At 60.8% G+C, this 22,047-nt stretch carries 16 protein-coding genes and 1 other RNA gene; 3 read left to right on the top strand and 14 right to left on the bottom strand.

Features of this window, described 5'->3' with window-relative positions:
- Positions 1-26: 26 nt before the first annotated feature.
- From ACTQ05_RS05375 to ACTQ05_RS05355, 5 genes are all read right to left on the bottom strand, one after another.
- Positions 27-731, bottom strand: a complete 705-nt coding sequence (locus ACTQ05_RS05375) for a transaldolase (protein WP_441538227.1) — start codon at positions 729-731, stop codon at positions 27-29.
- 325 nt (positions 732-1,056) lie between these two features.
- Positions 1,057-2,448, bottom strand: a complete 1,392-nt coding sequence (locus ACTQ05_RS05370) for a PTS ascorbate transporter subunit IIC (protein WP_089573144.1) — start codon at positions 2,446-2,448, stop codon at positions 1,057-1,059.
- 71 nt (positions 2,449-2,519) lie between these two features.
- On the bottom strand, positions 2,520-2,795 hold the full coding sequence (locus ACTQ05_RS05365; protein ID WP_022094539.1) for a PTS sugar transporter subunit IIB: 276 nt from the start codon (positions 2,793-2,795) through the stop codon (positions 2,520-2,522).
- A 75-nt stretch (positions 2,796-2,870) separates the two neighbouring features.
- Positions 2,871-3,317 (bottom strand): PTS sugar transporter subunit IIA, encoded by a 447-nt coding sequence (locus tag ACTQ05_RS05360; protein ID WP_154517874.1) that lies wholly within the window; start codon positions 3,315-3,317, stop codon positions 2,871-2,873.
- A gap of 9 nt (positions 3,318-3,326) precedes the next feature.
- The gene (locus ACTQ05_RS05355; RefSeq protein WP_117564350.1) at positions 3,327-4,037 is read right to left on the bottom strand and encodes a transaldolase; all 711 of its coding nucleotides are present in this window, start codon (positions 4,035-4,037) and stop codon (positions 3,327-3,329) included.
- A 348-nt stretch (positions 4,038-4,385) separates the two neighbouring features.
- On the opposite strand from ACTQ05_RS05355, the gene ACTQ05_RS05350 reads away from it, so the two are divergent.
- Positions 4,386-5,177 (top strand): DeoR/GlpR family DNA-binding transcription regulator, encoded by a 792-nt coding sequence (locus tag ACTQ05_RS05350; protein ID WP_195838607.1) that lies wholly within the window; start codon positions 4,386-4,388, stop codon positions 5,175-5,177.
- A gap of 41 nt (positions 5,178-5,218) precedes the next feature.
- Here the strand turns inward: ACTQ05_RS05350 and ACTQ05_RS05345 are convergent, their stop codons facing one another.
- Positions 5,219-6,049 carry an HAD-IIB family hydrolase gene (locus tag ACTQ05_RS05345; RefSeq protein WP_441538225.1) on the bottom strand — a complete coding sequence of 277 codons (831 nt, stop codon included), beginning with the start codon at positions 6,047-6,049 and terminating at the stop codon, positions 5,219-5,221.
- A 75-nt stretch (positions 6,050-6,124) separates the two neighbouring features.
- Here ACTQ05_RS05345 and rlmKL point away from each other — a divergent pair, with 75 nt between their 5' ends.
- Positions 6,125-8,692, top strand: coding sequence for a bifunctional 23S rRNA (guanine(2069)-N(7))-methyltransferase RlmK/23S rRNA (guanine(2445)-N(2))-methyltransferase RlmL (gene rlmKL, locus ACTQ05_RS05340; RefSeq protein WP_441538224.1), 2,568 nt, complete (start codon positions 6,125-6,127; stop codon positions 8,690-8,692).
- Positions 8,693-8,787: 95 nt separating this feature from the next.
- On the opposite strand, the gene ACTQ05_RS05335 is transcribed toward rlmKL, so the two are convergent.
- The 4 genes from ACTQ05_RS05335 to ACTQ05_RS05320 all read right to left on the bottom strand — a co-directional run bounded on the left by ACTQ05_RS05335 (position 8,788) and on the right by ACTQ05_RS05320 (position 14,375).
- Positions 8,788-9,501: a response regulator gene (locus ACTQ05_RS05335; RefSeq protein ID WP_441538222.1), complete on the bottom strand. Its 714-nt coding sequence runs from the start codon at positions 9,499-9,501 to the stop codon at positions 8,788-8,790.
- 4 nt (positions 9,502-9,505) lie between these two features.
- Positions 9,506-11,131 (bottom strand): sensor histidine kinase, encoded by a 1,626-nt coding sequence (locus ACTQ05_RS05330; RefSeq protein ID WP_441538220.1) that lies wholly within the window; start codon positions 11,129-11,131, stop codon positions 9,506-9,508.
- Positions 11,132-11,319: 188 nt separating this feature from the next.
- Positions 11,320-13,347 carry a KUP/HAK/KT family potassium transporter gene (locus tag ACTQ05_RS05325; RefSeq protein ID WP_427719648.1) on the bottom strand — a complete coding sequence of 676 codons (2,028 nt, stop codon included), beginning with the start codon at positions 13,345-13,347 and terminating at the stop codon, positions 11,320-11,322.
- A 158-nt stretch (positions 13,348-13,505) separates the two neighbouring features.
- Entirely contained in the window at positions 13,506-14,375 is an 870-nt protein-coding gene (locus ACTQ05_RS05320; protein ID WP_441538219.1) for a nitroreductase family protein, read from the bottom strand.
- Positions 14,376-14,588: 213 nt separating this feature from the next.
- Between ACTQ05_RS05320 and ACTQ05_RS05315 the strand changes: the two genes are divergently transcribed.
- Positions 14,589-16,889 carry an LTA synthase family protein gene (locus ACTQ05_RS05315; protein ID WP_441538217.1) on the top strand — a complete coding sequence of 767 codons (2,301 nt, stop codon included), beginning with the start codon at positions 14,589-14,591 and terminating at the stop codon, positions 16,887-16,889.
- A gap of 312 nt (positions 16,890-17,201) precedes the next feature.
- Here ACTQ05_RS05315 and bilS read toward each other — a convergent pair whose 3' ends face one another.
- The 4 genes from bilS to ffs form a co-directional block, all read right to left on the bottom strand.
- Entirely contained in the window at positions 17,202-17,753 is a 552-nt protein-coding gene (gene bilS, locus ACTQ05_RS05310; RefSeq protein WP_427727654.1) for a flavodoxin family protein BilS, read from the bottom strand.
- Positions 17,754-17,864: 111 nt separating this feature from the next.
- Positions 17,865-19,724 carry an ABC transporter ATP-binding protein gene (locus ACTQ05_RS05305; RefSeq protein WP_441538215.1) on the bottom strand — a complete coding sequence of 620 codons (1,860 nt, stop codon included), beginning with the start codon at positions 19,722-19,724 and terminating at the stop codon, positions 17,865-17,867.
- The gene (locus ACTQ05_RS05300) at positions 19,725-21,608 is read right to left on the bottom strand and encodes an ABC transporter ATP-binding protein (protein WP_441538213.1); all 1,884 of its coding nucleotides are present in this window, start codon (positions 21,606-21,608) and stop codon (positions 19,725-19,727) included.
- 341 nt (positions 21,609-21,949) lie between these two features.
- An RNA gene (gene ffs / locus ACTQ05_RS05295) (signal recognition particle sRNA small type) lies at positions 21,950-22,045 on the bottom strand.
- Positions 22,046-22,047: the final 2 nt, after the last annotated feature.

Raw genomic sequence — 22,047 nt, 5'->3', positions numbered from 1 at the left:
CACGTCGCTGCAGGGGGTACCCTTGCTTAGGGCAGAATATGGAAACCCAAAGCGGCGATATCCTTGGCAAAACCGCGCACGGTATCGAGCGAGACCTCGTACGGGTCACGGCCGATGTTCTTGCGCTTGGCCAGGATGCTGTTGGGCACCGTGATGATCTGGCAACCGCAGGCCTCGGCCTGGTAAATGTTGATGAGCTCGCGCGTGGACGCCCACAGGACCTCGCAGTTGGGCTTGGCGGCGGCCTTCTTGACTGACTCCGTCATAAACGGAATGGGATCGACGCCGGTATCGGCGATGCGGCCGGCAAAAAGCGAGATGATGGACGGCGTCTCGGCGTCAACGACCTCGACCATCTCATCGACCTGCGTAGGCGTAAAGATAGTGGTGACGTTGACCTTGATGCCATCGGCCGAAAGCTTGCGGACCAGCTCGGAGGTGGACTCGCCCTTGGTGGTCACGCACGGAATCTTGACGTAGACGTTATCTGCCCAGGTAGCAATCTCGCGCGCCTCGACCTCCATGGTCTCGACGTCGTCGGCAAAGACCTCAAACGAGACGGACACATCGGTGATGTGGGCCAGAACCTCCTTGGCAAACGCGCGGTAATCCGTCACGCCACCCTTCTTCATAAGGGACGGGTTGGTCGTGAAACCCTGAACGTTGCCGTTCTCGTACATGTCGAGCATGCCCTCGAGGTTTGCACCGTCAGCGAACACCTTGATTGCCATCTGCCTGATTCCTTTCGTTTGCATACGGCCGATAAACTGCTAAACACTTTACCTACGTTTATCAAGGCGTGAACTGCGGTTTTTTTATCTTCTCGGCGAACGATTTTGCGGTTTTATCATTTTTATATCGACGCCCCAGCGGCAAAACGTTTTTGCTAATCATCGCGGTTGCTTCCGTTCGCGGCGCTGAAACAGCGCTTCACCGGCGCGTTTTCACAACCGCTCCAAAACAAAAAGCGGCGACGCCTCATTTGAGACGTCACCGCTTCCGTGTAGGAGCCGGTTATCGGAGCTCCGCCCGATTAGGGCTTAACGTATGCCTGGATTACTCTTCCTCAACGTGGTTGATCACAGCACCCTTGGTGTGGATGAAGTTGGGGACGAAGGCGACGACCAAAAGGACAGCGAGAATCGCGTAGACACCGGTGGTACCGAAGGCCTCGGCAGCGCGGCCGAGCGTAATACCAATGACGGAGAAGTCGAAGTCGCCGAACGTAGTGTTCTTGAAGCCAAAGACGTCAAGAACGGGCAGGAGCAGGGCCGGGGCAAAGGTGATGAGCAGGCCGTTGACGAAAGCGCCAAGAGCTGCGCCCTTGCGACCGCCGGTAGCATTGCCGTAGATACCGGCGGTAGCACCGCAGAAGAAGTGGGGAACCATGCCCGGGATGATGAAGATGCCCAGGGTAGCGCCCACGATGAACATACCGACAACGCCACCGATAAAGGAAGCGACAAAGCCGAGGATGACGGCGGTGGGAGCATAGGGGAAGAAGACAGCGCAGTCGACGGCGGGGATGGCACCGGGGATCAGCTTGTTGGAGATGCCCTGGAAAGCCGGGACCAGGTCGGCGAGAATCATGCGAACGCCGTTGTAGACGATAGTGACACCGACGGCGAAGGACAGGGCACAAGTCAGGGCATAGACGATCACATTGTCGCCGCCAGCGGTCTTGGTAACGACCGCAGGATCTGCGATGTAAGCGGCAAAAGCGGTAACCAGGTAGAAGAAAGCCATGGTAAGAGCCGTGGAGATGGTGGTGTCGCGCAGGAAGGCAAACTTCTCGGGAACCTCGATCTTCTCGGTGCTGTTCTCCTCGGCGTCCTTAGCAAAAAGCGTACCGACTGCAGCGGAGATGTAATAGGCGAGTGAACCGAAGTGGCCCATGGCGATTTCATCGCCATCGGTAACCTTCTCGGTGAAACGCTGACCAACGGCGGGAAGCATAGCACTCACGAGGCCCAGGAACATGCCGCCCACGATGACAAGCTGGACATCCTGGAAGCCAGATGCCTGCAGAACGGCAGACAGCAGGCAAGCCATAAACATGCTGTGATGGCCCGTCAGGAAGATGTACTTAAACTTGGTAAAGCGGGCAATGATAATGTTTACGACGTAGCCGAGAATCAGGATCATCATGGTCTGAACGCCAAGGACGCTCTGAGCCATCGAAACGACGACCTCGTTGTTAGGCACGACGCCGGTGATGTGGAAACCGGTCTCGATGAAGGTCCCCAGCGGAGCAAGGTTCTCCTGAACAACAGCGGCGCCAGCAGACAGCATGATGTAACCAAGAATGGGCTTCAGGGTTCCCGTCATCACCTTGTGGGCAGGGCGCTTGAGCGCAACAAGGCCCACAAAGGCAAACAGACCCATGATCCACGCTGGCTTGGTCAGAATCGATTGGATAAACTCAAGTATGGGAAGGATGGCTTGCATCTGCGCTTCCTTTCTCTCTAACGTGGGCGCGGTTCCCTCTTCCACAGGGAACCGCCCTTTTTTATGCCGCTTTAGGCGTTAGCAGCGGCCGCCTTAATTGCCTCAAGGGCGTCTTCGCGGATCTTCTTCTTGTTCACATAGCTGCGAACGATCACAACGTTGCCGTGGAGCTCGGGGGCGAGCTCCTTAACGGTGATGAACAGATCCGGATTTGCGGAAGAAGCACCGTTCAGGTCCATAGACTCAACGTCGGCCTTGATGCCCTCCTCCTCGCAAAGCTCCTCGACTTTGCCAGCGAGCATCAGGCTAGACCCGATGCCGTTTCCGCATACGGTGATGATATGCATGGCAACCTTCCTCTCCTACACGTGACGGTTTTCCGTCTATCCAAAAGCGGCGACGCATCGCCGTGCCATTAAGGCCTAAAAAAATGAACGCATGGTCTCCAAAACCTGCTCGGGCGTATCGCATGCGCTGAGCTTGGCAACGCAGTCCTCGTCCTCGAACATCTGCGAAAGCTCCGCCAAGCAGCCAAGATGAGCCTTGGGGTCGGGTGCGCAAATACCCACGAGCACGTGAACCGGATCGAAATCCTCATGTCCAAATGCAACGGCAGGGTCAAGCGTGACAATGCAGATGCCGGCCTCGCTCACATTGCCATCGGCCTGAGCGTGAGGCATGGCAATGCCCTCTTCCAAGACCATATAGGGACCGAATTTGTGAACCGACGAAATCATGGCGTCAACATAGCTCTGGTCGCATTTGCCGGCGTCAACGAGCAGCTTACCGCATGCCTTGATCGCTTCCTCCCAATCGGAGGCCTCGACGTGGCAGGCAACAAGCTCGGGCTTAAGAAGATCGGTCAGCATGCTCGCCCCCTACTCCTCGGGCAGGATATGGAAACCAAGTGCCTGAATGTCGCGGGCGAAGCCCTTGACCGTATCAAGCGAGTACTCGAGTAAATCTTTTCCGAAATTCTTGCGCTTGGCAAGAAGGGCATTGGGAACCGTAATGATCTGGCAGCCAACGGACTCCGCCTGGAAGATATTGAGGACCTCGCGCGTAGACGCCCAAAGAACCTCGGCAGCAGGCTTGACGGCAGCCTTCTTTACGGACTCCGCCATGAGGGGCAGCGGATCGACGCCGGTATCGGCAATGCGACCGGCAAAGATGGACAGAATAGAGGGGGTCTCGGCAGAGACGGCATCGACAAACTCGTCGACCTGCTCGGGCGTGAAGATGGTAGTGACATTCACCTTGATACCGTCGGCAGAAAGGCGCTTGACCAGCGCGGCAGTGGACTCGCCCTTGGTGTTGAGTGCCGGGATCTTAACGTAGACGTTGTCTGCCCAGGTTGCAATCTCGCGGGCCTCGGCTTCCATACCCGCCTCGTCGTCGGCAAATACCTCAAAAGAGACCGACACATCGGTGATGTGCTCAAGAACCGTCTTGGCAAAAGCGCGGTAGTCAGTCACGCCACCGGCCTTCATAAGGGAAGGATTGGTCGTGAAACCCTGAACGTTACCATTGTCATGCATGTCAAGCATGCCTTCGAGGTTAGCGCCGTCGGCAAACACCTTGATCGCCATGTTCGGTCCTTTCTCATCTAGCACTATTGCTATCGAAAGCCTTCTTCTTTGTTTCAAAAGCTTTTCGGTTTTCTTTTATAAACCATTTCAAAAGCTATCGAAAGCTCAATTGTCATCTTTCCGTGAACGGTCGAATATCGGGTGTGAACGTACTTCTTTTGGGCGGCACCTTCAGAACAAGACCCTCTACACGCTATTTAAGTGTAAACTATCTGCTACGCATGCATTTGGGACATGCCATTCCGTTCATTTGATTCATTCGATTTTGCCTTGTCCTTTTCATATCGATACGTTATATTTCGATTACGAAAGGCGTATCTTTTGCCTTTCGTTCAAAAGGAGCGGCATATGGCATCTACTTCAGACCTTTCACCGGCCGAGCGTCAGCGATTTATTATGAACTGGCTGGCCGAAAAGCCAAATATCTCGGTATCCGACATCGTTCGCCGTTTTTCGGTTTCGGAAGTCACCGCACGACACGACCTCGTCTCGCTGGAATCCGAAGGCAAGCTGCGTCGCGTACGCGGCGGAGCGGTATCGCTTTCTCGCTCCAACGCAATCTCGTATCCCGAGGAGCGTATCAATGTCCAAGTCGAGGCCAAAGAGGCCATCGCCGCAACCGCGGCAACTCTTGTTGATGATGGCGATGTTCTGGTAATTGATATCGGCACCACAGGCTTTTACTTCGCTAAGGCCCTCATGGACAAGCGTGAGATCACCATTATCACCGGCGATCTTGCAATCGCGAACTATGCCAGCTTTAATCTCCCCAATGCTTCGGTAGTGCTGCTGGGCGGCTCCGTGCGCAAGGGCCACCTCTATCTCGCGGGCGCACTAACGCTCGACTGCATGAGCAAACTCCATGCCGACAAGGCGTTTGTCAGTGCCGACGGATTCCACCCCGACCACGGTTTTACCGTCGAGCACGACTTCTCAGCCATGATCAAGCATATGTACCTGACCAACTCAAACCAGAGTTACATGATGGTTGACCAGGGAAAGTTCAACAAGACCAGTTTTTATCAGTCCGCGCAGATCGATGACCTCGATGGCATCATCGTTGATGGAGACGACGAGGGTATCATGACGGCGGCGATCGAGAGCAGTCGCAGCCATCCCAAGCTCTATATTGCAAAATAGCTCAAATGGCCGGGTCGCCCCCCTGCGGGCGACCCGGCCATTTATTCAATCAACCCAAAATGCCGCATCGCTGTGACGGTGCCGTCGTGTGCGACATCGTCGGTCACGTAGTCGGCGACCGCCTTGACCTCGGGCATGGCGTTGCCCATGGCGACAGCCGTCTCGACCGAAGCGAGCATGCCCAGGTCGTTGCCCGAATCGCCAAAGCCAAAGGTGCGCGCATTTCCCTCGCGGCCCAGATACGTCAGCGCTCGCGCCACGCCCACGCCCTTGTTGATGCCCTTGGGGCTCAGCTCGCGATTCTGGCCACCGGTGTTGCAGGCCTCAAAATAGCGCTCGATAAAGCCGTCATCGTTGGCTACGCGAGCCAAACTGGGCACATTGAGGCATACCTTGCCCACGCGCAGACGGCCGTCGACGCGCATTTCCTCGGTGCTGTGCACCACAGAAGTGCCGATCAGAGACGACTGCTCAACACCCGCGGGTTCCAGGGCAAAAGTAGCAACGTTGGTCTCGAAAAAGGCCTCAATCCCTGCCGCGGCCATACGGCGTGCAAGCTCCTCGACAACGTCCTCGTCAAAGCAGTCCTCGTGTACCACGCGTCCCTCGACCTCGAGCGTGGCGCCTGCCATGGCCACGACGCCCGCGGGGTCGAGCGCACGCAGGCTATCGGCGATAAGCCACAGGGGGCGACCCGTGCAGATAAATGCCTCGTGCCCTGCATCGCGCAGTGCACGGAACGCCTCAACCACCGTCTGCGAGGGGCGAGCCGCCGAAAAGTCCTTATCGGTCATATCGTCGGGATCGAACGACGTCAGCGTGCCGTCCACGTCAAAAAAGAGCACGGCGGAATCGGGGCACGCATCAATCATATGGGTTCCTTTCGGGGATGAGGGCAAACGAAGCATCCATCATATAATGGAGCGACGCAACCAGAGAGGTCACCCATGGAATTTTACGCAAGCTGCCCCGAGGGCTTTGAGTCCGCACTCGCCGATGAGCTTAAACGCCTCGGGCTTTCGCATGTCCGCCGGCTGAAGGGCCGCGCTACGTTTGAGGGCGAGCTCGAAGAAGGCTACCGCGCCTGTCTGTGGTCGCGCCTGGCGAGCCGCGTGTTCGTGGTTCTTGGGCGCTTTGAGGCGCAGGATGCCGACGAGCTGTACGATAGCGTTTACGACATCGCCTGGGAGAACATCATCCGTCCCGGCGCAACCATCGCCATCACCGCCCGCGGCGTGACCGAGCAGCTGCGCAACACGCGCTTCTCGGCCCTGCGCGCCAAGGACGCGCTGTGCGACCGTCTGGCCGAGACCACGGGCCGTCGTGCCGATGTCGACGCCGCCGACCCCGATGTTCACCTGCTGCTTTCGCTGCGCCAGCGCCGCGCGAGCATCAGCCTGGACCTTTCGGGCGACCCGCTGTTCAAACGCCTGCCGCCCGCAGCGACCCGCGCCGGCGAGGGCGCGCACGTGCTGCGCCCCGACTACGCCGCCCTGGTGCTGGCGCAGGTCGGCTGGACCGCGCTGTGCGAGCGCGAGCTCACAGCCGATGATTACGAGAACGAAGCCCTGCCCACGCTGATCGACGCCTCGTGCGCCGGCGGCGGCCTGCTGCTGGAAGCCGTGAACATTCTGACCGACCGCGCCCCGGGCGCTGCACGCGAGCGCTGGGGCTTTGAGGGCTGGCAGCCGCACGACGCCGCCCTGTGGGAGCAGCTGCTTGCCGAGGCACGCGAGCGCGAGGCGGCGGCGCGCGAGCGCCAGGCGCGCATCGTCGCCGTGGACATTGACCCCGCTGCCCGCAAGACTGCCGAGCGCATGGTCAAGTGCGCCGGCTACAAGCGTTTTGTCGACTTTTGCGCTGCCAAGCCAGCCACCGTGCTGGACCATGCAGGCGCTGTTGCCGGTGCCGCCGTGGTCGCAGACACCACCGAGACCCCGCTTTCGCTCATGCACGACGCCATGACGCTGGTCGGCGAGCTGCGCCGCGCGCCCGAGCTTGCCGCGGCGCCGGTCGCCGCGCTCACCCGCGATGGATTGCTGGCCCGCTCGCTCCACGCCGAGCCCGAGCGCTCGATCGCCGTCATGCCCAACAACGAGGAGGCGACCGTCGAAGTCTGGCCGTCGCTCGACCACGCCGCCGCAGCGTTTGAGGCTGCGACCAGCGCAGATGCCGAGGCCGAGGTTGCGGATACCAACGAAGTCAACGACAAAGCCGCCAGCACCCCCATGCCCGAACCTGCCGCCACACTCGACCTGGGCGACGGCAAGCCGCTGCCCGTGCTCATCCCCGAGTCCGAGCAGTTCGCCAACCGCTTGCGCAAGAACGCCCGTCTGCGTCGCAAGTGGGCAAAGCGCGAGGGCGTGAGCTGCTACCGCGTCTACGATGCCGACCTGCCCGATTACTCCGCCGCCATCGACCTGTACGAGGGCAGCCCGCAGACGCCGGGCCGCTGGCTCGTCATCGCCGAATACGCCGCGCCCAAGACCATCGATCCCGCGCTTGCCCAGGCCCGCATGCTCGACATTCTGGCCATCGCGCCGCGCATCCTAGATGTTCCCGCCGAGCACGTGCACGCCAAAGCCCGCATGCGTTCGCGCGGCGGCTCGCAGTACGGCAAGCAGGGCGCCGGCAAGGGCGGCTCGGGCGAGCGCGCCAATATCGCACGCCGTCGTCTGCCGCTCATCGAGGAGGGCGGCCTTACCTTTGCCGTCAACTTTGACGACTACCTGGACGTCGGCATCTTCTTGGATCACCGCATCACCCGCAACCTGGTGCGCGAGCACGCCAAGCAGGCGCGGCGCTTTCTCAACCTGTTCGCCTATACCGGCACCGCTACCTGCTATGCGGCAGACGGCGGCGTCGAGGAAACTGTGACGGTCGACCTCTCCAACACCTACCTGGACTGGGCCGAGCGCAATATGCGCCAGAACGGCTTTGTTGGTCCGCAGCATCATTTTGTGCGCGACGACGTGCTTGCCTGGATTCGCGACCAGCGCCAGACGCGCAACCGCTGGGACCTGATTTTTGTCGATCCGCCCACGTTTTCGAACTCATCAAAGATGGGCCGCCGCACCTGGGACGTCCAGCGCGACCATGTTGAGCTTTTGGCCGGCGTATCGCGCCTGCTCGCACAGGGCGGCCACGCCATCTTTAGCTGCAACCTGCGCGGCTTCCGCCCCGAGACGCGCAAGCTCGCGCGCGCGGGCGTCGTGCTAGAGGACATTACGGCGCAGACCATCCCCGAGGACTTTGCGCGCAACCAGAAGGTGCACCATTGCTATATCGTGCGCCGCCTGCCCATCGAGGACGCCATGGCCGAAGTCGGCTTTAGCGCCGAGGAGATTGCAGAGCGAACCGAAGAGCTGCGCAACCCCGAGGCCCGCAAGCCCCGCGCAACGGCGCCCGCGCACGCGCAGGCCGGAGACCGAGGGTCGCGCGGCGACGGCAAGCCTGCCTGCGCCGGCAAGCCCAAAAAGAAGAAGTTCTACGCCAGCAAGCCCAAGGGCAAATAAACCAAGTTGCGGTGGAATACGGACTGTTTTGCTTGGAATTAGGCAAATTTAGACCGTATTTCACCGCAACTCATATTGGGATGGTGGTTGGCGATCTAGCCCTGGGTGACCAGGCGATAGCCGATACCCACGTGCGTCTGGATATAGCGCGGATGCGCCGGATCGGACTCGATCTTCTTACGCAACGTGCCCATGAAGACACGCAGGCTCGCCAGGTCGCTCTTAGTTGCCGTGCCCCAAATCTCGTGCAGGATAAACTGGTGCGTCAGCACCTTGTCGGCGTTGTGCGCCAGCAGGCACAAGAGCTTGTACTCGATCGGCGTCAGATGCAGCTCCTCGTCATCCATCGTGGCGATGCCGGCATCAAAATCGATATGCAGCTCACCGGTATCGAACGAGCCCTCGGAGGCAACGCCACCCGTTTGCGTATACGAAAGGCGCCTGAGCGTCGTGCGAATGCGCGCGAGCAGCTCCTCGACCGAAAACGGCTTGGTCAGGTAGTCGTCGGCACCGGCATCGAGTGCGCGAATCTTGTCCGCATCCTCGCTGCGCGCCGAGACCACAATGATCGGCATGCCCGACCACGCGCGCACCGACTCCACCACCTTGACGCCGTCCATATCGGGCAGGCCCAGATCGAGCAGCACAATGCTCGGTGCCTGCGATGAGGCGGCGGCGATGGCGGCATGGGCGGTCTCCACGGCCATATGACGCAAGCCGTGCGCCTCGAGCGCGGCAACGATAAGGTTGCGGACGGCGGGGTCGTCCTCAACGACCAAGATGAGCGGTTTCATGGCAGAGTTCGACACAGCGTTACTCCTTATCAAACGAAACGTCGGCGGCGGGAAGCCCAATCGTAAAGACCGAGCCGTGCGGGTCCGCCGCGGCAACCTCTATGCTACCGCCATGCGCCAACATAATGGATCGACAGAGCGAAAGCCCCAAGCCCACGCTGCGATGGCTATCAGCCAAGCCATGGTTGACAGTGTAGAACGATTCAAAGATCCGGCCCTGCTCATCGGGCGCAATACCGGGACCGTCATCGGCGACGGAACATGCCACCTTTCCATCGTTCGCCATAATCGAAATCACGATATGCGAGCCCGACGGCGTATAGGCAATAGCGTTGTTCACCAGGTTCACCACCAGCTGCACCATCAGGCGCGCATCGACGTTGACGAGCGCCGGCTCGTCGCACGGCACCACCTTAAGATCGTGCTCGCGTACGGCCGGATTCACGTGGCGCAGCGCCTCCTCGACGATATCGTCCATGAGCTCGAGCGTGGTCGACAGATGCATGCCGCCGCCCTCGAGCTTTGTGATGGCGAGCAAATTCTCGACGGTGGCGTTGAGCCATTGCGCATCCGAACGAATGGAAAGGAGCATGCTGCGGCGCGTCTGGCTATCGAGCACGGCCGTGCCGGTCGAACCCTGGTCGAGTAGCACGTCAGCATTGCCCGAAATGCTGGTAAGCGGTGTGCGCAGATCGTGCGAGATGGAGCGCAGCAGATTGGCGCGCAGCTGTTCGTTTTTGGCGAGCACCGCCGCCTCCTCGCGGGCCTCCATGGCGCGGGCGCGATCGAGTGCCAGCTCGCCTTCGCTCACGATGGCGTCGGCAAGTGTCCGTTCCTCGTGCGTCAGCACGTCGGGCTCGGCAACGATAGCCAGCACGCCCACCACCGAGGCGGGGTCGCCCGAGCGCACGAAGCCGTCGCCTGCGCAAACCGTCAGGTAGACGCCATAAAACGCCGAGCCGCCATAGGTGGCATCGAGCGGCGTTCCCACATAGGCGGACGCCGAGAGCCGCGGCGGCATCTGGGGCGTCAGCTGGTGCACCGGCGAGGCGTCACCCACGGCCGTGTACGTCGCACGCGGCAGCAAGTCATCATCGTCGGCGTCGGCGCTGTACCACACGACCGGACAGCCCGAAAGACGCGCCAGCTGCGTTGCCATGGCATGCACAATCTGCTGCTGATCGGAACACCGCTGCAGCATGCGGTTGGTCTCGAGCACCATATGCGTGCGACGGTCGCTGGCGGCAGCCTGTGCCAAGGCGCGGCGCAGGGCCAACGCAATCGAGCTCGACACAAGCGAGACCACAAACATGATGAAGAACATGCCGGGATAGACGCGGTCGATAAACGATAGCGAGCAGCGCGGGTCGACAAACAAGAAGTTGTAGAGCGCTACGGCGGCAGCCGAGCTCAGCAAGCAATACAGGCGGCTCCAGGTAAAGAATGCGCACAGCTGCACGGCGAACACATAGACGATCATGATGCTCGGCGCGAGACCAGGATGGTCGAGCAGCGCACCCACAATCGTCGCCGCGACCAGCAGCCCCGCCGATACGCAGGCGTCATACAGAGGGCTGCGACGTGTCAGCGTTGTGCGCCGCCACCAAAAGCTATCGGCAATATCGCCGTCCGCACGGACGTCCATCGGCACCCCGCCCCTCTCTTAAAAACAAAAACCACCACAGAGGGGACAGCACCTTTGTGGTGGTTTCCCTTGTGGTGGTTCCAAGTGTATAGCCTTTGCAGTCTGCGGTCGTTAGACAAACAGCACGTGCGCGAGCAGTGCGCACACTCCTGTCCATCGAAGGCCAACTCCATGCAACCTGTCGGCGACTACGGGCGCTCGTTGGGGGCCAGGCGCTGCATCTTGTTCACAGCCTTGAACTTGGTGAACAGCGGCACATACTCAAAGCTCACGTTGGAGTTCTCCAGGCCATACCAGCGCGCCGGCGTACCGGCAAAGCGGCGGATGATGTACTTGAGCGTGATGGCCGTGCGCTCGCTCGGCTCCACGTCACTCTCGGGCGCCAGGAGCTTGCGGATCATGACGAACTTAAACGTGCCGATGTTGCCCGGATCCTTGTAGACCGAGTAGTCATGCATCTGCGGCGGCAGCTCGCCAGTGGCGGCCAGATCCTGAACAACCTGGCGCAGGTAGGCGTTCACGCGCTGGTTAACCTTGTAGCCCAGGTACAGATGCACGCGGAAAACATAGTCGGTGCCAAACGTCTCGACCGAATAGGCAAAGGTATGCGGTTCGTCCATGGTCTCGACGTTCACGAACCACCAGGCGCGGGCGCGCTTGGGATGCTTGTCCAGAATCGAGTAGACGATATCGCGGTCGATGTAGTCGGTATTGGTGTCCTTGGTCAGGTACACGATGTTGTCGCTCATAAGCTCATAGCGATCGTCGTCGCGCAGGCGCTTGAGCTGCGGCAGATAGCTGCGCAGCGGCAGCAGCGTAAACTGACGCCGCTCGACCGCCGTGCCGTTGTACCAGCACAGCATAACGCCCATGATGAGCATGGCCATAAGAATAGTGAAATAGCCACCGTGGAAAAATTTGGTGAGCGAACTCACAAAGAAGAAGCCCTCGAGCATAAGGAAGAACACAACGAAGATATACGGGACGACCTTAAGGCCGCGATCAACATGCAAGTAGAAGAAGAGCAGCAGCGTCGTGCACATCATGGTCAGGGTAATCGCCAAGCCGTAGGCGGCCTCCATGTGCGCCGAGCTCTGGAACAGCAGCACCACGATGACGCAGCCCACAAGCATGACGTTGTTGACCATGGGAATATAGAGCTGGCCCTTGGTCTCGGCAGGATAAAAAACCTGCATATGCGGCATGAGGTCCAGGCGGCTGGCCTCGGACACCAACGAGAAAGCGCCGGTGATGAGCGCCTGCGAGGCAATGATGGCCGCGACGGTGGAAAGGCCGACGGCAAAGGGACGCAGGCCCGGGGTGAGCATCTGGTAGAAGGGGTTGAGGTCGGCGATACCCATGAGCTCCGGGTTGCCGGCGTTGTTGATAAGCCACGCGCCCTGGCCCATGTAGGACAGCAGCAAGCAGCACTTAACGAACGGCCAGGTTGCGTAGATGTTGCCACGGCCCACGTGGCCCATGTCGGAGTAGAGCGCCTCGGCACCGGTGGTGGCGAGGAAGCAGCTGCCCAGAATCATGATGCCCGCATGGTTGTTGGGGCTCAACAAAAAGGCGATGCCGCGCACCGGGTTGAGGCACAGCAGCACGGCGGGGTGCTGGAAGACAAAGAACAGACCCGTGCCGCCCAGGAACAGGAACCACAGCGTCATGATGGGGCCAAAGGCGTGGCCGATCTTGGCCGTGCCGATGCGCTGCACCAAGAAGAGCGCAATGATGATGGCAAGCGTGATGGCCACGACGCGGGCCTGATCGTCGCCCAGCACGGCATGGACTGCCGGAATGGTGCGCAGGCCTTCGATAGCCGTAGTCACGGTAACGGCAGGCGTGAGGATGCCATCGGCGAGCAGTGCCGCGCCGCCCAGCATGGCGGGGATGATGAGCCATTTGCCGCAGCGCTTAACCAAGCTGTACAGAGCAAAGATGCCACCCTCGCCATGGTTGTCGGCGCGCAGCGAGATGAGCACGTACTTGACGGTCGTCAGCAGCGTGACCGTCCACACGACAAGGGAGAGTGCGCCGAGCACGAACTCCTCCGTGACGCTTCCGATGCCGCCGTTGCCGGCAACGAGCGCCTTGGTTACATACATGGGGCTGGTGCCGATATCGCCATACACCACGCCCAGCGTGACGAGCATCGCCGAGATGCTCACAGGAATCGCAGCGTGCGAGGCTGCCTCCTTGGCCTTTTGTTCCATAAGCCGGTTTCCTCCCAACTTTAACGTTCGAGGGGATTATAGATAATCGTCCCATGTTTTAATGCACTGTTTTCCCAGCTAGATAAACATTTATACGGCCTTTAGGCCACCGCGGCGATATGGAATGCGACAAAGGGACTGTCCCTTTGTCACATTCGTCATTTTCCGAGCCAGTTTTTGAACCACCACTCCATGGATCGGCTCATCTCGGCCATAAAGGGGCTCGTGTGCTTGCGGGTGTAGATATCCGCGACGCGCTCCCCCACCTCGCGGGCATGCGGACGGAACATCGCGTCCATCTCGGCCACCTGCGCATCCATGGTCGCGGCATCGGCGCGGCGATAGCGCTCCTCGTGCACCAGGTTCACCACGGGATGCGCAATCGCCGGGCGCTCCTTGCGGGGCGTGCCGATGATGAGCATCGACAGCGGCATGGTATAGGGCGGCAAGTCCAGCAGCGCAGCAACTTCCTCGGCGTTCTCGACGACATCGCCGATATAGCAGCTCCCCAGCCCCAGGGCCTCGGCGGCGACCACGGCGTTTTGGGCAGCGATCACGGCATCCTGCGCCGCGATGGCAAAGTCGCCTAAACCCGGCGCGCGGCGGGGCGCCTTGCCCGTGCGCTCGACAAACTCGGGCTCAAAGCAACCCACGTGCTCAAACAGATCGATCCACTTGGCATAGTCGACCACAAATATAAGTGCCCAGGGCGCCTTGGCGATCATGGGCTGGTGGTCGCACAGGTCGGCCAGGCGATCGAGCGTTGTCTGCTCGCGGATACTCACGATGGAATACATCATCATGGCGCCTGCCGACGGCGCGCGGCTCGCCGCATGCAAAATCGCCGCCCGCTGCTCGTCGGTCACCGCTACGGGACGGTCGTTGTCATCGCGCGCAAAAGCGCGCGTGGACGAACGGTGCTCCAAAATGTCCAGCACCGCGTTGCCCGTGGTCTCGACCGGATAGCCGCCCCCGCCCATGCCAGCGCCCACGTCGCCCGCACTCGTCATACAAACCTGCTCGTTCATCGCCTTAACCTCGCCATTTCTTTAAGAAGCCTTTACGTTTCCGTGTAATTCCCGTCCATTATCGCGCAGGTCGCCACTACATTGCGCCACACCGCCACACATGCGCGCTAATATGGCTGGTTGTTGTGCGCAGCCACCAATCGCAGCGCATATCTTGGTAACAATCGGGTAAACCCCCGCTTTCGTAGTTTTAAGTTTGTGAGGAGTCTCAGCATGTTCGCAGCCGCCATCTCGCTCGTCGGTCTTGCGGCGACCGTCTTCCTTGTCTTGCGCGAGGCCAAAGCCATTCGCGCGCAGTCGGGCACCGTTGCCAAGGGCGCTCTTGCCTGGAGCGTCGCCTTCGGCCTGTTCCAGCTCTTTTTGACCATTTGGGGCGCCATGGGCCTCGTCGCCCAAAACGAGCCGCTCGCCTTTGTGATGCTCATCCTGACCAACGCCATCCTCACCGGCTGCGCCTGGGCCAGCATCGCACGCGACCGCATCGCCCCGCGCGTCCTTGCGTTCGCCGCGCCCGACGCCCCCGCCCCCACCGGCAAGCTCGCCCGTCTGCGCGGCGCCTTTGTGGGCAAACCGCTCATCGCCGCCGTGCTGTGCCTGCTGCTCGCCGGCGTCTTTGCGCTGCTGGGCATGGAGGTCTCGTCCAACCACGACTTTACCTGGGTCTACCCCCTGTGCATACTGCTCGAGTGGGCCATCATCACCACGCTCATGGTCGGCCTGTTCTTCCTGTTCCAGCGCCGCGGCGCAGCTCCCGCCGTCCTGACCTTCGCCCTCTTTATCCTGGGCATTGCCGAGTTCTTCGTCATCACGTTTAAATCCATGCCCATCCAGCCGGGCGACCTTTCGGCCATCTCCACCGCCGCGGCGGTCGCCGGCAGCGGCTACACCTACTCGATCTCGCTGTTCTGCGTGCTGTCCATGGGCTTTACCGCCATCGCCATGCTGCTATGCGAGTACGCCGGCCTGGTAGCACCGCACCGTCAGAAGGGTGCCGCCAACGCCAAGCGCATGCTGCTCACCAACCTGCTCGTAGCGGTGCTGTGCCTGGGCGGCGTGACCGCGCATGTCACGCTTATCGACTACTACAACACCCTCGGCATCACCGTCTACACCTGGCGCCCGCTCGAGAGCTACTGGCGCGAGGGCTATCTGCCTGCCTTTATTAGTGCGGCACAGTCCATCAAGCCGCCCAAACCCGCCAACTACTCCGCCGACGACGCCAAGGCAACGCTCAAAAAGTATGCCAAGGCCTATGACAAGTCCGATGCCGCCACAAGCGACGCCCGTACCGCCGCCCAAGAGCAGTTCGATAGCGAGAAGCCCACGGTCATCGCCATTATGAACGAGACCTTCTCGGATCTTTCGATCTATCAGGAGATGCACGCCGGCTACGAGGGCCCGCAGTACTTTAAGAACCTGTCCGACTGCCTCAGCCGCGGCAAGCTCTACGTGAGCGCCTACGGCGGCGGCACCGCCAATACCGAGTTTGAGTTTATGACCGGCAACTCCATGGCCAACCTGGGCTCGGGCGTGTACCCCTACACCATCTACAACATGGAAACGACCGGGAACCTGGCAGAGCAGTTCAAGTCGCTCGGATATTCCACAACGGCCATGCACCCCAACCACGCAACCAACTGGAACCGCGAGAACGTCTACAAGGACTTTGGCTTTGACCAGTTCCTGTCTATCAACGACTTCCAGGGAGCCGACACCTTGCGCGGCATGGTGACCGACCAGGCAACCTACGACAAAATCCTTGAGCTGCTCAACCAGAACGCCGACCCGCAGTTCATCTTTGACGTGACCATGCAGAACCACTCGGGCTACGATACGGGCCTGCTGCCGGCAGATAAGCAGATGCACCTGAACATCGACACGACCGATCTGGACGCCAAGACCATCGAGGACGGCACACTCTCCGATGTCGACGAGTACGTCTCGTGCATCGAGCAGTCCGACCAGGCGCTGCGCTACTTCCTCAATGCCCTGCGCAATCTCGACCGCAAGGTGGTCGTGGTGTTCTGGGGCGACCATCAGCCGTTCTTCCCGTCCAAGTTCAACGATAAGTGGTTTACCGGCGAGGACGACGCTACGCATCAGGAGCGCCTGTGGCAGACCGACTACATCATCTGGGCCAACTACGACGTTGCCGGTTGCGACCAGACGAGCGAGGTCGACGACCTGTCCATCAACTACCTGTCCACCCAGCTGATGCAGCTGATCGGCGCACCACTGACCGACTACCAGAAAGCGCACATGACGCTGCGCAAGTCGCTGCCCGCCATCAACTCGGTGGGCTACGAGGACGCTAGCCTGCGCTGGGCGCTCTCCTCCAACGTCACCGGCGAAGACGCCGTCGCCGCGGCGGCCACCAAGGCGCGCGAGGATTACGCCAAGATGCAGTACTACGAGATGTTCCGCGACGGTAAGAACGTGTACACCGAGCACCTCCAGACCGAGGCCAACGAGACCGACCCCAACCTGGCGCCGGGTACGACCAAGATCAAGTAGCGGAGATCAAGTAACGGGGTCGGGGGCCCAAATCGACGGCAGGCGGAGGTACGGGAAAGGTCTGCTGCTCAAACAGTCCTGCGCAAGACGGGGGCCACATTAAGTGGCCCCCTTTGCGTGCGGAACTCGCGACAGACCTTTCCCGTACCTCCGCCTGCCGTCGCCCCTCACCCGTTGCGGGTTGAGTGGGCTGAAGAGAAACTGCGCTCGCCACACGCTTGCCACGGTTGCTCCCGCGAGTGTCAAGAAAAAGCCTCGAGGATCTCGAGGCTTTCGCTTCTGTATTATTTCGCACGCGCGGCAGCGATAGACCTACTCGCCCAGCACGGCCTTCTTGGCGGCTGCCGCCATGTTGTCCAGATCTTCCTTGGTCGGATGGTCCTTCGCGGCAACCCAGTTGTCGAGCAGCAACTTAGCGCGGGCGTTGTCGGAATCTTGCTCGAGCATGGCCTCGTAGCGCTGCTTGACCGCAGGGCCCATCTTGCCCTGGCACATCGCCCAACCTACAAGCTCGGCATCATTGGCCAAATTGGAGGTCACGCGATCGATAATCTGCTGATAATAGCTCTGGTCGGCGCCAAAACCGCAGGTGCCAAACAAAAAGACGCGCTTGCCGTGCAAGGTGGAGAGCAACGCCGCGACCGAAGGCGTGCACGCGCCCTTGTCACACCAAAAACCGACGAGCACCGTGTCGGCCGCACAGGCGCCCTGCGCCTCGAGCGCAACCTGATCTGCATCCGCATCGTCGCTCAACGCCGCGGCATGGACAAACTCAACACCCGCAGCCTGCAGAGCGCGCTTGATCGCGCCCGAAACCATCCTGGTATTGCCGCTCTTGCTGTTAACCACCAAAGAGCACGTCATAGTCACGTTGCCTCGTTTCCCCCAAAACTAAAGCCACTAATGCAATTTATTAGATGAATATCTTAGTACCAACGTGACAGATGTAAACCACCTGCCGCTAATCGGTGGCCCCTACTGGGCAAACTGGCTGCGGTAAAGATCGGCATAGAAGCCGTCTGCCGCCAGCAGCTCGTCGTGTGTGCCGCGCTCGATAATCTCGCCGTCGCGCATCACCAGAATGCAGTCGGCGTTGCGAATGGTGCTCAGGCGGTGCGCCACCACAAAGCTTGTGCGACCGGCCATGAGCTCGTCGAATGCCGCCTGCACCTGCAGCTCGGTGCGGGTATCGATGCTCGAGGTCGCCTCGTCCAGCAACAAGATCGCCGGGTCGGTGAGCATGACGCGCGCGATGCACAGCAGCTGTTTTTGACCCTGGCTAAACGTGCCGCCGTCCTCGCCAATCACCGTGTCGTAGCCCTGCGGCAGCTGCACGATAAACTTGTGCGCATGCGCGCGCTTGGCAGCTTCGATAACCTGCTCGCGCGTGGCATCGGGACAGCCGTAGGCTATGTTATCTGCCACCGTGCCCTCGAACAGCCATGTATCCTGCAACACCATGCCAAAGGCACGGCGCAGGCTTGCGCGCGTGTAGTCACGCGAGGAACGGCCATCGACCGCAATGCGGCCGGCATCGATATCATAAAAACGCAGCAGCAAATTGATGAGCGTTGTCTTTCCACAGCCCGTAGGGCCGACCAGGGCAAAGCGCATGCCGGGCTTGGCCTCGATGCAGATATCCTGCAGCAGCTTGCGGTCGGACACGTAGCTAAAGTCCACATGCTCAAAGGCGACCTCGCCCTGCGGTGCGGCAAGCTCTACAGCGTCCGACGCGTCGGGCTCCTGCTCGCGCGCATCGAGCAGCGCAAACATGCGGCGCGCCGAGGCATACGCCGCCTGGATCTGCGTAATAACGTTGGTGACCTCGTTGAACGGCTTGGTGTACTGGTTAGCATAGGACAGGAAGATCTGCACGCCGCCCACCGTAAGCGCCGCCGGCACGCCCGTGATCACGCCCGCGCAGCCGATCACAGCGACCACGGCATAGATGATGTTATTGATAAAGCGCGTGCCGGGGTTGGAGAGCGAACCCATAAACTGCGCGCGCTCGCCCGCGGTGTAGAGCTCGGCATTGAGGGCATCGAAGCTCGCTTGCGCGTTGGAGCCATAGGCAAAGGCGTCGACAAGCTTCTGCTCGCCCACGTACTCCTCGATATGACCGCCGAGCTGGCCTTGGATGCGCTGCTGTGCCGTAAAGCTTTTGTTGGAGAGCTTGGCAATAGCACCGGCTGCAAAAATGGAAAGCGGCGTGACGAGCACCACCACGAGCGTCATGGTCAGGTTGATGGAAAGCATAAACGCGAGCGTGCCCACGATGGTGATAACGCCGGTGAAAAGCTGGGTAAAGCCCTGCAGCAGGCCATCGCCCACCTGATCGACGTCGTTAACCACGCGGCTCATGAGGTCGCCGTGGGCGTGGCTGTCGATAAAGCTGAGCGGCATGCGGCTGAGCTTGTCGCTCGCCTCCACGCGCATGTCGCGCACCGTCTCGTAGGACAGGCGGTTGACGCAGTAGCCCTGCAGCCACTGGAAAGCCGCAGCACCTACGACGACAATCGCGAGCTTGGTGACAAGCGGCAGCAGCGCGTCGAAGTCCACCTGCCCGGCGGCGACGATCAGGTCGATGCCCTCGCCGACGAGGATGGGCGTGTAGAGCTGCAAGATCACCGAAGCGGCGGCACTCACAAACGACGCTACAAACGAAATGCGATGCGGACGAACATAGCCCAGCAGGCGGCGGGTCACCGCACCCACGGGATAGCGCTCGGGATCGCCGGGCTGGCGCGGGCCGTCACCCAAGTCACTGAGGTTATCGTTGCCGGACACGTTGGCCGTCATCGTGGCGACCGAACCGGAGGAAGTGTAGGGATTCATTTAGCAGCCCTCCTTTGCGCAGACGGATGCGGGGGCGGTCGGGGCGCCTGGGGCGGACGCGGGGCTTGGAGCGGGCGTGGGCGCCGTACTCCCCTGCTGACCCTCGAGCTCCTCGCGGCGAAGCTGCGACTGGCAAATCTCGCGGTAGAGCTGGCAGCTTGCATACAGCTCATCGTGCGTGCCCAGGCCCGCGACCGAGCCATGGTCGAGTACGCAGATCATGTCCGCATCGCGAACAGTCGAGACACGTTGGCTCACGATGACAGTCGTCAGCGGCAGCCCGCCCTCGGCGGCACCGCGCACGCTGCGCTCGCGAATGGCATGACGAAGCGCCGCGTCGGTCTTAAAGTCGAGCGCCGACGCGGAGTCATCCATGATCAGGATCTGCGGAGAGCCCACCAGGGCACGTGCGATGGTCAGGCGCTGGCGCTGGCCACCGCTAAAGTTCTTGCCGCCCGCCTCGACCGGGGCATCTAAGCCCTGCGGCTTGTTGCGCACAAACTCGCTGGCCTGCGCCATATCGAGCGCCGCCCAAAGCTCCTCGTCGGTTGCCGCCTCGTCGCGCCAGGTCAGGTTGCTGCGGATAGTGCCGCTCACCAGCGACGCGCGCTGCGGGACGGTCGCGACCACATGGCGCAGCTGGTCGAGCGGCCAGGTGCGCGCGTCGGCGCCCATCACGCTCACGCTGCCGGCGCTCGCATCGTACAGGCGCGGGATAAGCGAGACGAGTGTGGACTTGCCGCTGCCCGTGCCGCCGATAATGCCGAGCGTTTTGCCCACCGGCAGCTCCAGGGTCACATCGTTGATGGCGTTGGCAGCGCCCGCGCCAAACGAAAAGCTCGCATGGTCAAAGCTCAGTGCGGGAACCGGAACAGCGCCACCCGCCAGTTCGCTCGGCTTGGGCAGCGCGACCGGCTGATTGCCCTCGTCGGTGATGCTCGGCTCACAATTGAACACCTCGTTGATGCGCGACGCGCTGGCGCTCGCCTTGGTAAAGACTACGACCAGGTTGGCGACGTACACGATGGAGGTGAGCGTCTGCGTCATGTAGTTGACGAACGCCATAACCTGGCCCTGCGTAAGCTCACCCACGTTGACCTGGATGCCGCCCACCCACAGGATGGCGCACACGCCTAGGTTCATCACCAAAAACGTGACGGGGTTAAGGATTGATGAGAGCTTGCCCACCGCGATGGCAACATGCGCCTGCTCGTCGGCGGCTAGGGCAAAGCGCTCGCGCTCGTGATCCTCGCGCACAAAGGCGCGGACCACACGGGCGCCCGAAAGCCCCTCGCGGCAGACAAGCGCGATGCGGTCGAGCTTTGCCTGCAGCTGCTTGTAGTACGGAATGCAGCGCGCCATGACAAACCAAAACACCAAGCCGATGGCGGGCGTGCAAATCAAAAAGATCACGCCGAGCTTAAGGTCGATGGCAAGGGCCGCGCACATGGAGCCCACCGCCAGGAAGGGCCAGCGGATGAGCATGCGCACGCCCAGCGCCACGGCAAGCTGCACCTGGTTGACGTCGTTGGTGATGCGCGTGATGAGCGACGGCGCGCCAAAGCGATCGAGTTCGGCATAGCTCAGCTTATTGATGTGCTGGTAGAGTGCGCCGCGGATGTCGGTGCCCATGCCCTGCGAGGTGAGCGCCGCCATCTTTTGGCAGACGAGCGTAAACGAGATGCCGATCACAGCCATGGCGGCGAGCACCATACCGTAGTGGACGACGGCGTTGACATCGCGTGCGCCAATACCCTTATCGATCATCTGGGCAATCACGAGCGGCGTAAGCAGGTCAAAAATCACTTCGATCAACTTACACGCAGGGCCAATCACCATATACCGGAGAAACTTACCACCAAAACGCCTGAGCAGCTCAATCATAGAAGGCGCTCCCTATCATCATCTCTCTTCAATCTGATTCATGATAGTACGGCGAGCCCTGGAGATGCGTAAGCAACTCGTTACAGATGTAAGGGCGACGGTCACTAGCGCCCAAGGCATGTAGCAGCCGATGTTTTGGCAACGCCAGCGAGCGCCGCAAGACACGGGATTCAATTCTTCAGATAAATGCGCCCTCTACGGGTGATTTTTGGACGAAGTGGTCCCGGTGCCGGCGGGCTGTTTGGTAGTCGAGCGATCCCGCAGGCAAAGCCGAGGACCAGCGAGACACCAAACAGCCCGCCGGCACCGGGACCACTTCGCGGCACCAAAAAGCGCCCGTGCGCTCGATGGATTCGGATGCCCGGCAGAGGCTCCTTATGGCTGCTTCCTTCCGGACCTGACCAGATTCGGAACATGTCGTCATCCGAACCCATCGAGC

This window comes from Collinsella sp. LCP21S3_A9, from assembly GCF_052118785.1.
GTDB lineage: Bacteria > Actinomycetota > Coriobacteriia > Coriobacteriales > Coriobacteriaceae > Collinsella.
The sequence above is the reverse complement of the archived record's forward strand: the minus strand, read 5'-3'. Positions and strand labels throughout refer to the sequence as shown.

Excerpts from the sequence above, each read along its gene's own strand:
- ACTQ05_RS05375 (WP_441538227.1), bottom strand. The coding sequence starts at position 731 with ATGGCAATCAAGGTGTTCGCTGACGGTGCAAACCTCGAGGGCATGCTC.
- ACTQ05_RS05370 (WP_089573144.1), bottom strand. The coding sequence starts at position 2,448 with ATGCAAGCCATCCTTCCCATACTTGAGTTTATCCAATCGATTCTGACC.
- ACTQ05_RS05365 (WP_022094539.1), bottom strand. The coding sequence starts at position 2,795 with ATGCATATCATCACCGTATGCGGAAACGGCATCGGGTCTAGCCTGATG.
- ACTQ05_RS05360 (WP_154517874.1), bottom strand. The coding sequence starts at position 3,317 with ATGCTGACCGATCTTCTTAAGCCCGAGCTTGTTGCCTGCCACGTCGAG.
- ACTQ05_RS05355 (WP_117564350.1), bottom strand. The coding sequence starts at position 4,037 with ATGGCGATCAAGGTGTTTGCCGACGGCGCTAACCTCGAAGGCATGCTT.
- ACTQ05_RS05350 (WP_195838607.1), top strand. The coding sequence starts at position 4,386 with ATGGCATCTACTTCAGACCTTTCACCGGCCGAGCGTCAGCGATTTATT.
- ACTQ05_RS05345 (WP_441538225.1), bottom strand. The coding sequence starts at position 6,049 with ATGATTGATGCGTGCCCCGATTCCGCCGTGCTCTTTTTTGACGTGGAC.
- rlmKL (WP_441538224.1), top strand. The coding sequence starts at position 6,125 with ATGGAATTTTACGCAAGCTGCCCCGAGGGCTTTGAGTCCGCACTCGCC.
- ACTQ05_RS05330 (WP_441538220.1), bottom strand. The coding sequence starts at position 11,131 with ATGGACGTCCGTGCGGACGGCGATATTGCCGATAGCTTTTGGTGGCGG.
- ACTQ05_RS05325 (WP_427719648.1), bottom strand. The coding sequence starts at position 13,347 with ATGGAACAAAAGGCCAAGGAGGCAGCCTCGCACGCTGCGATTCCTGTG.
- ACTQ05_RS05320 (WP_441538219.1), bottom strand. The coding sequence starts at position 14,375 with ATGAACGAGCAGGTTTGTATGACGAGTGCGGGCGACGTGGGCGCTGGC.
- ACTQ05_RS05315 (WP_441538217.1), top strand. The coding sequence starts at position 14,589 with ATGTTCGCAGCCGCCATCTCGCTCGTCGGTCTTGCGGCGACCGTCTTC.
- bilS (WP_427727654.1), bottom strand. The coding sequence starts at position 17,753 with ATGACGTGCTCTTTGGTGGTTAACAGCAAGAGCGGCAATACCAGGATG.
- ACTQ05_RS05305 (WP_441538215.1), bottom strand. The coding sequence starts at position 19,724 with ATGAATCCCTACACTTCCTCCGGTTCGGTCGCCACGATGACGGCCAAC.
- ACTQ05_RS05300 (WP_441538213.1), bottom strand. The coding sequence starts at position 21,608 with ATGATTGAGCTGCTCAGGCGTTTTGGTGGTAAGTTTCTCCGGTATATG.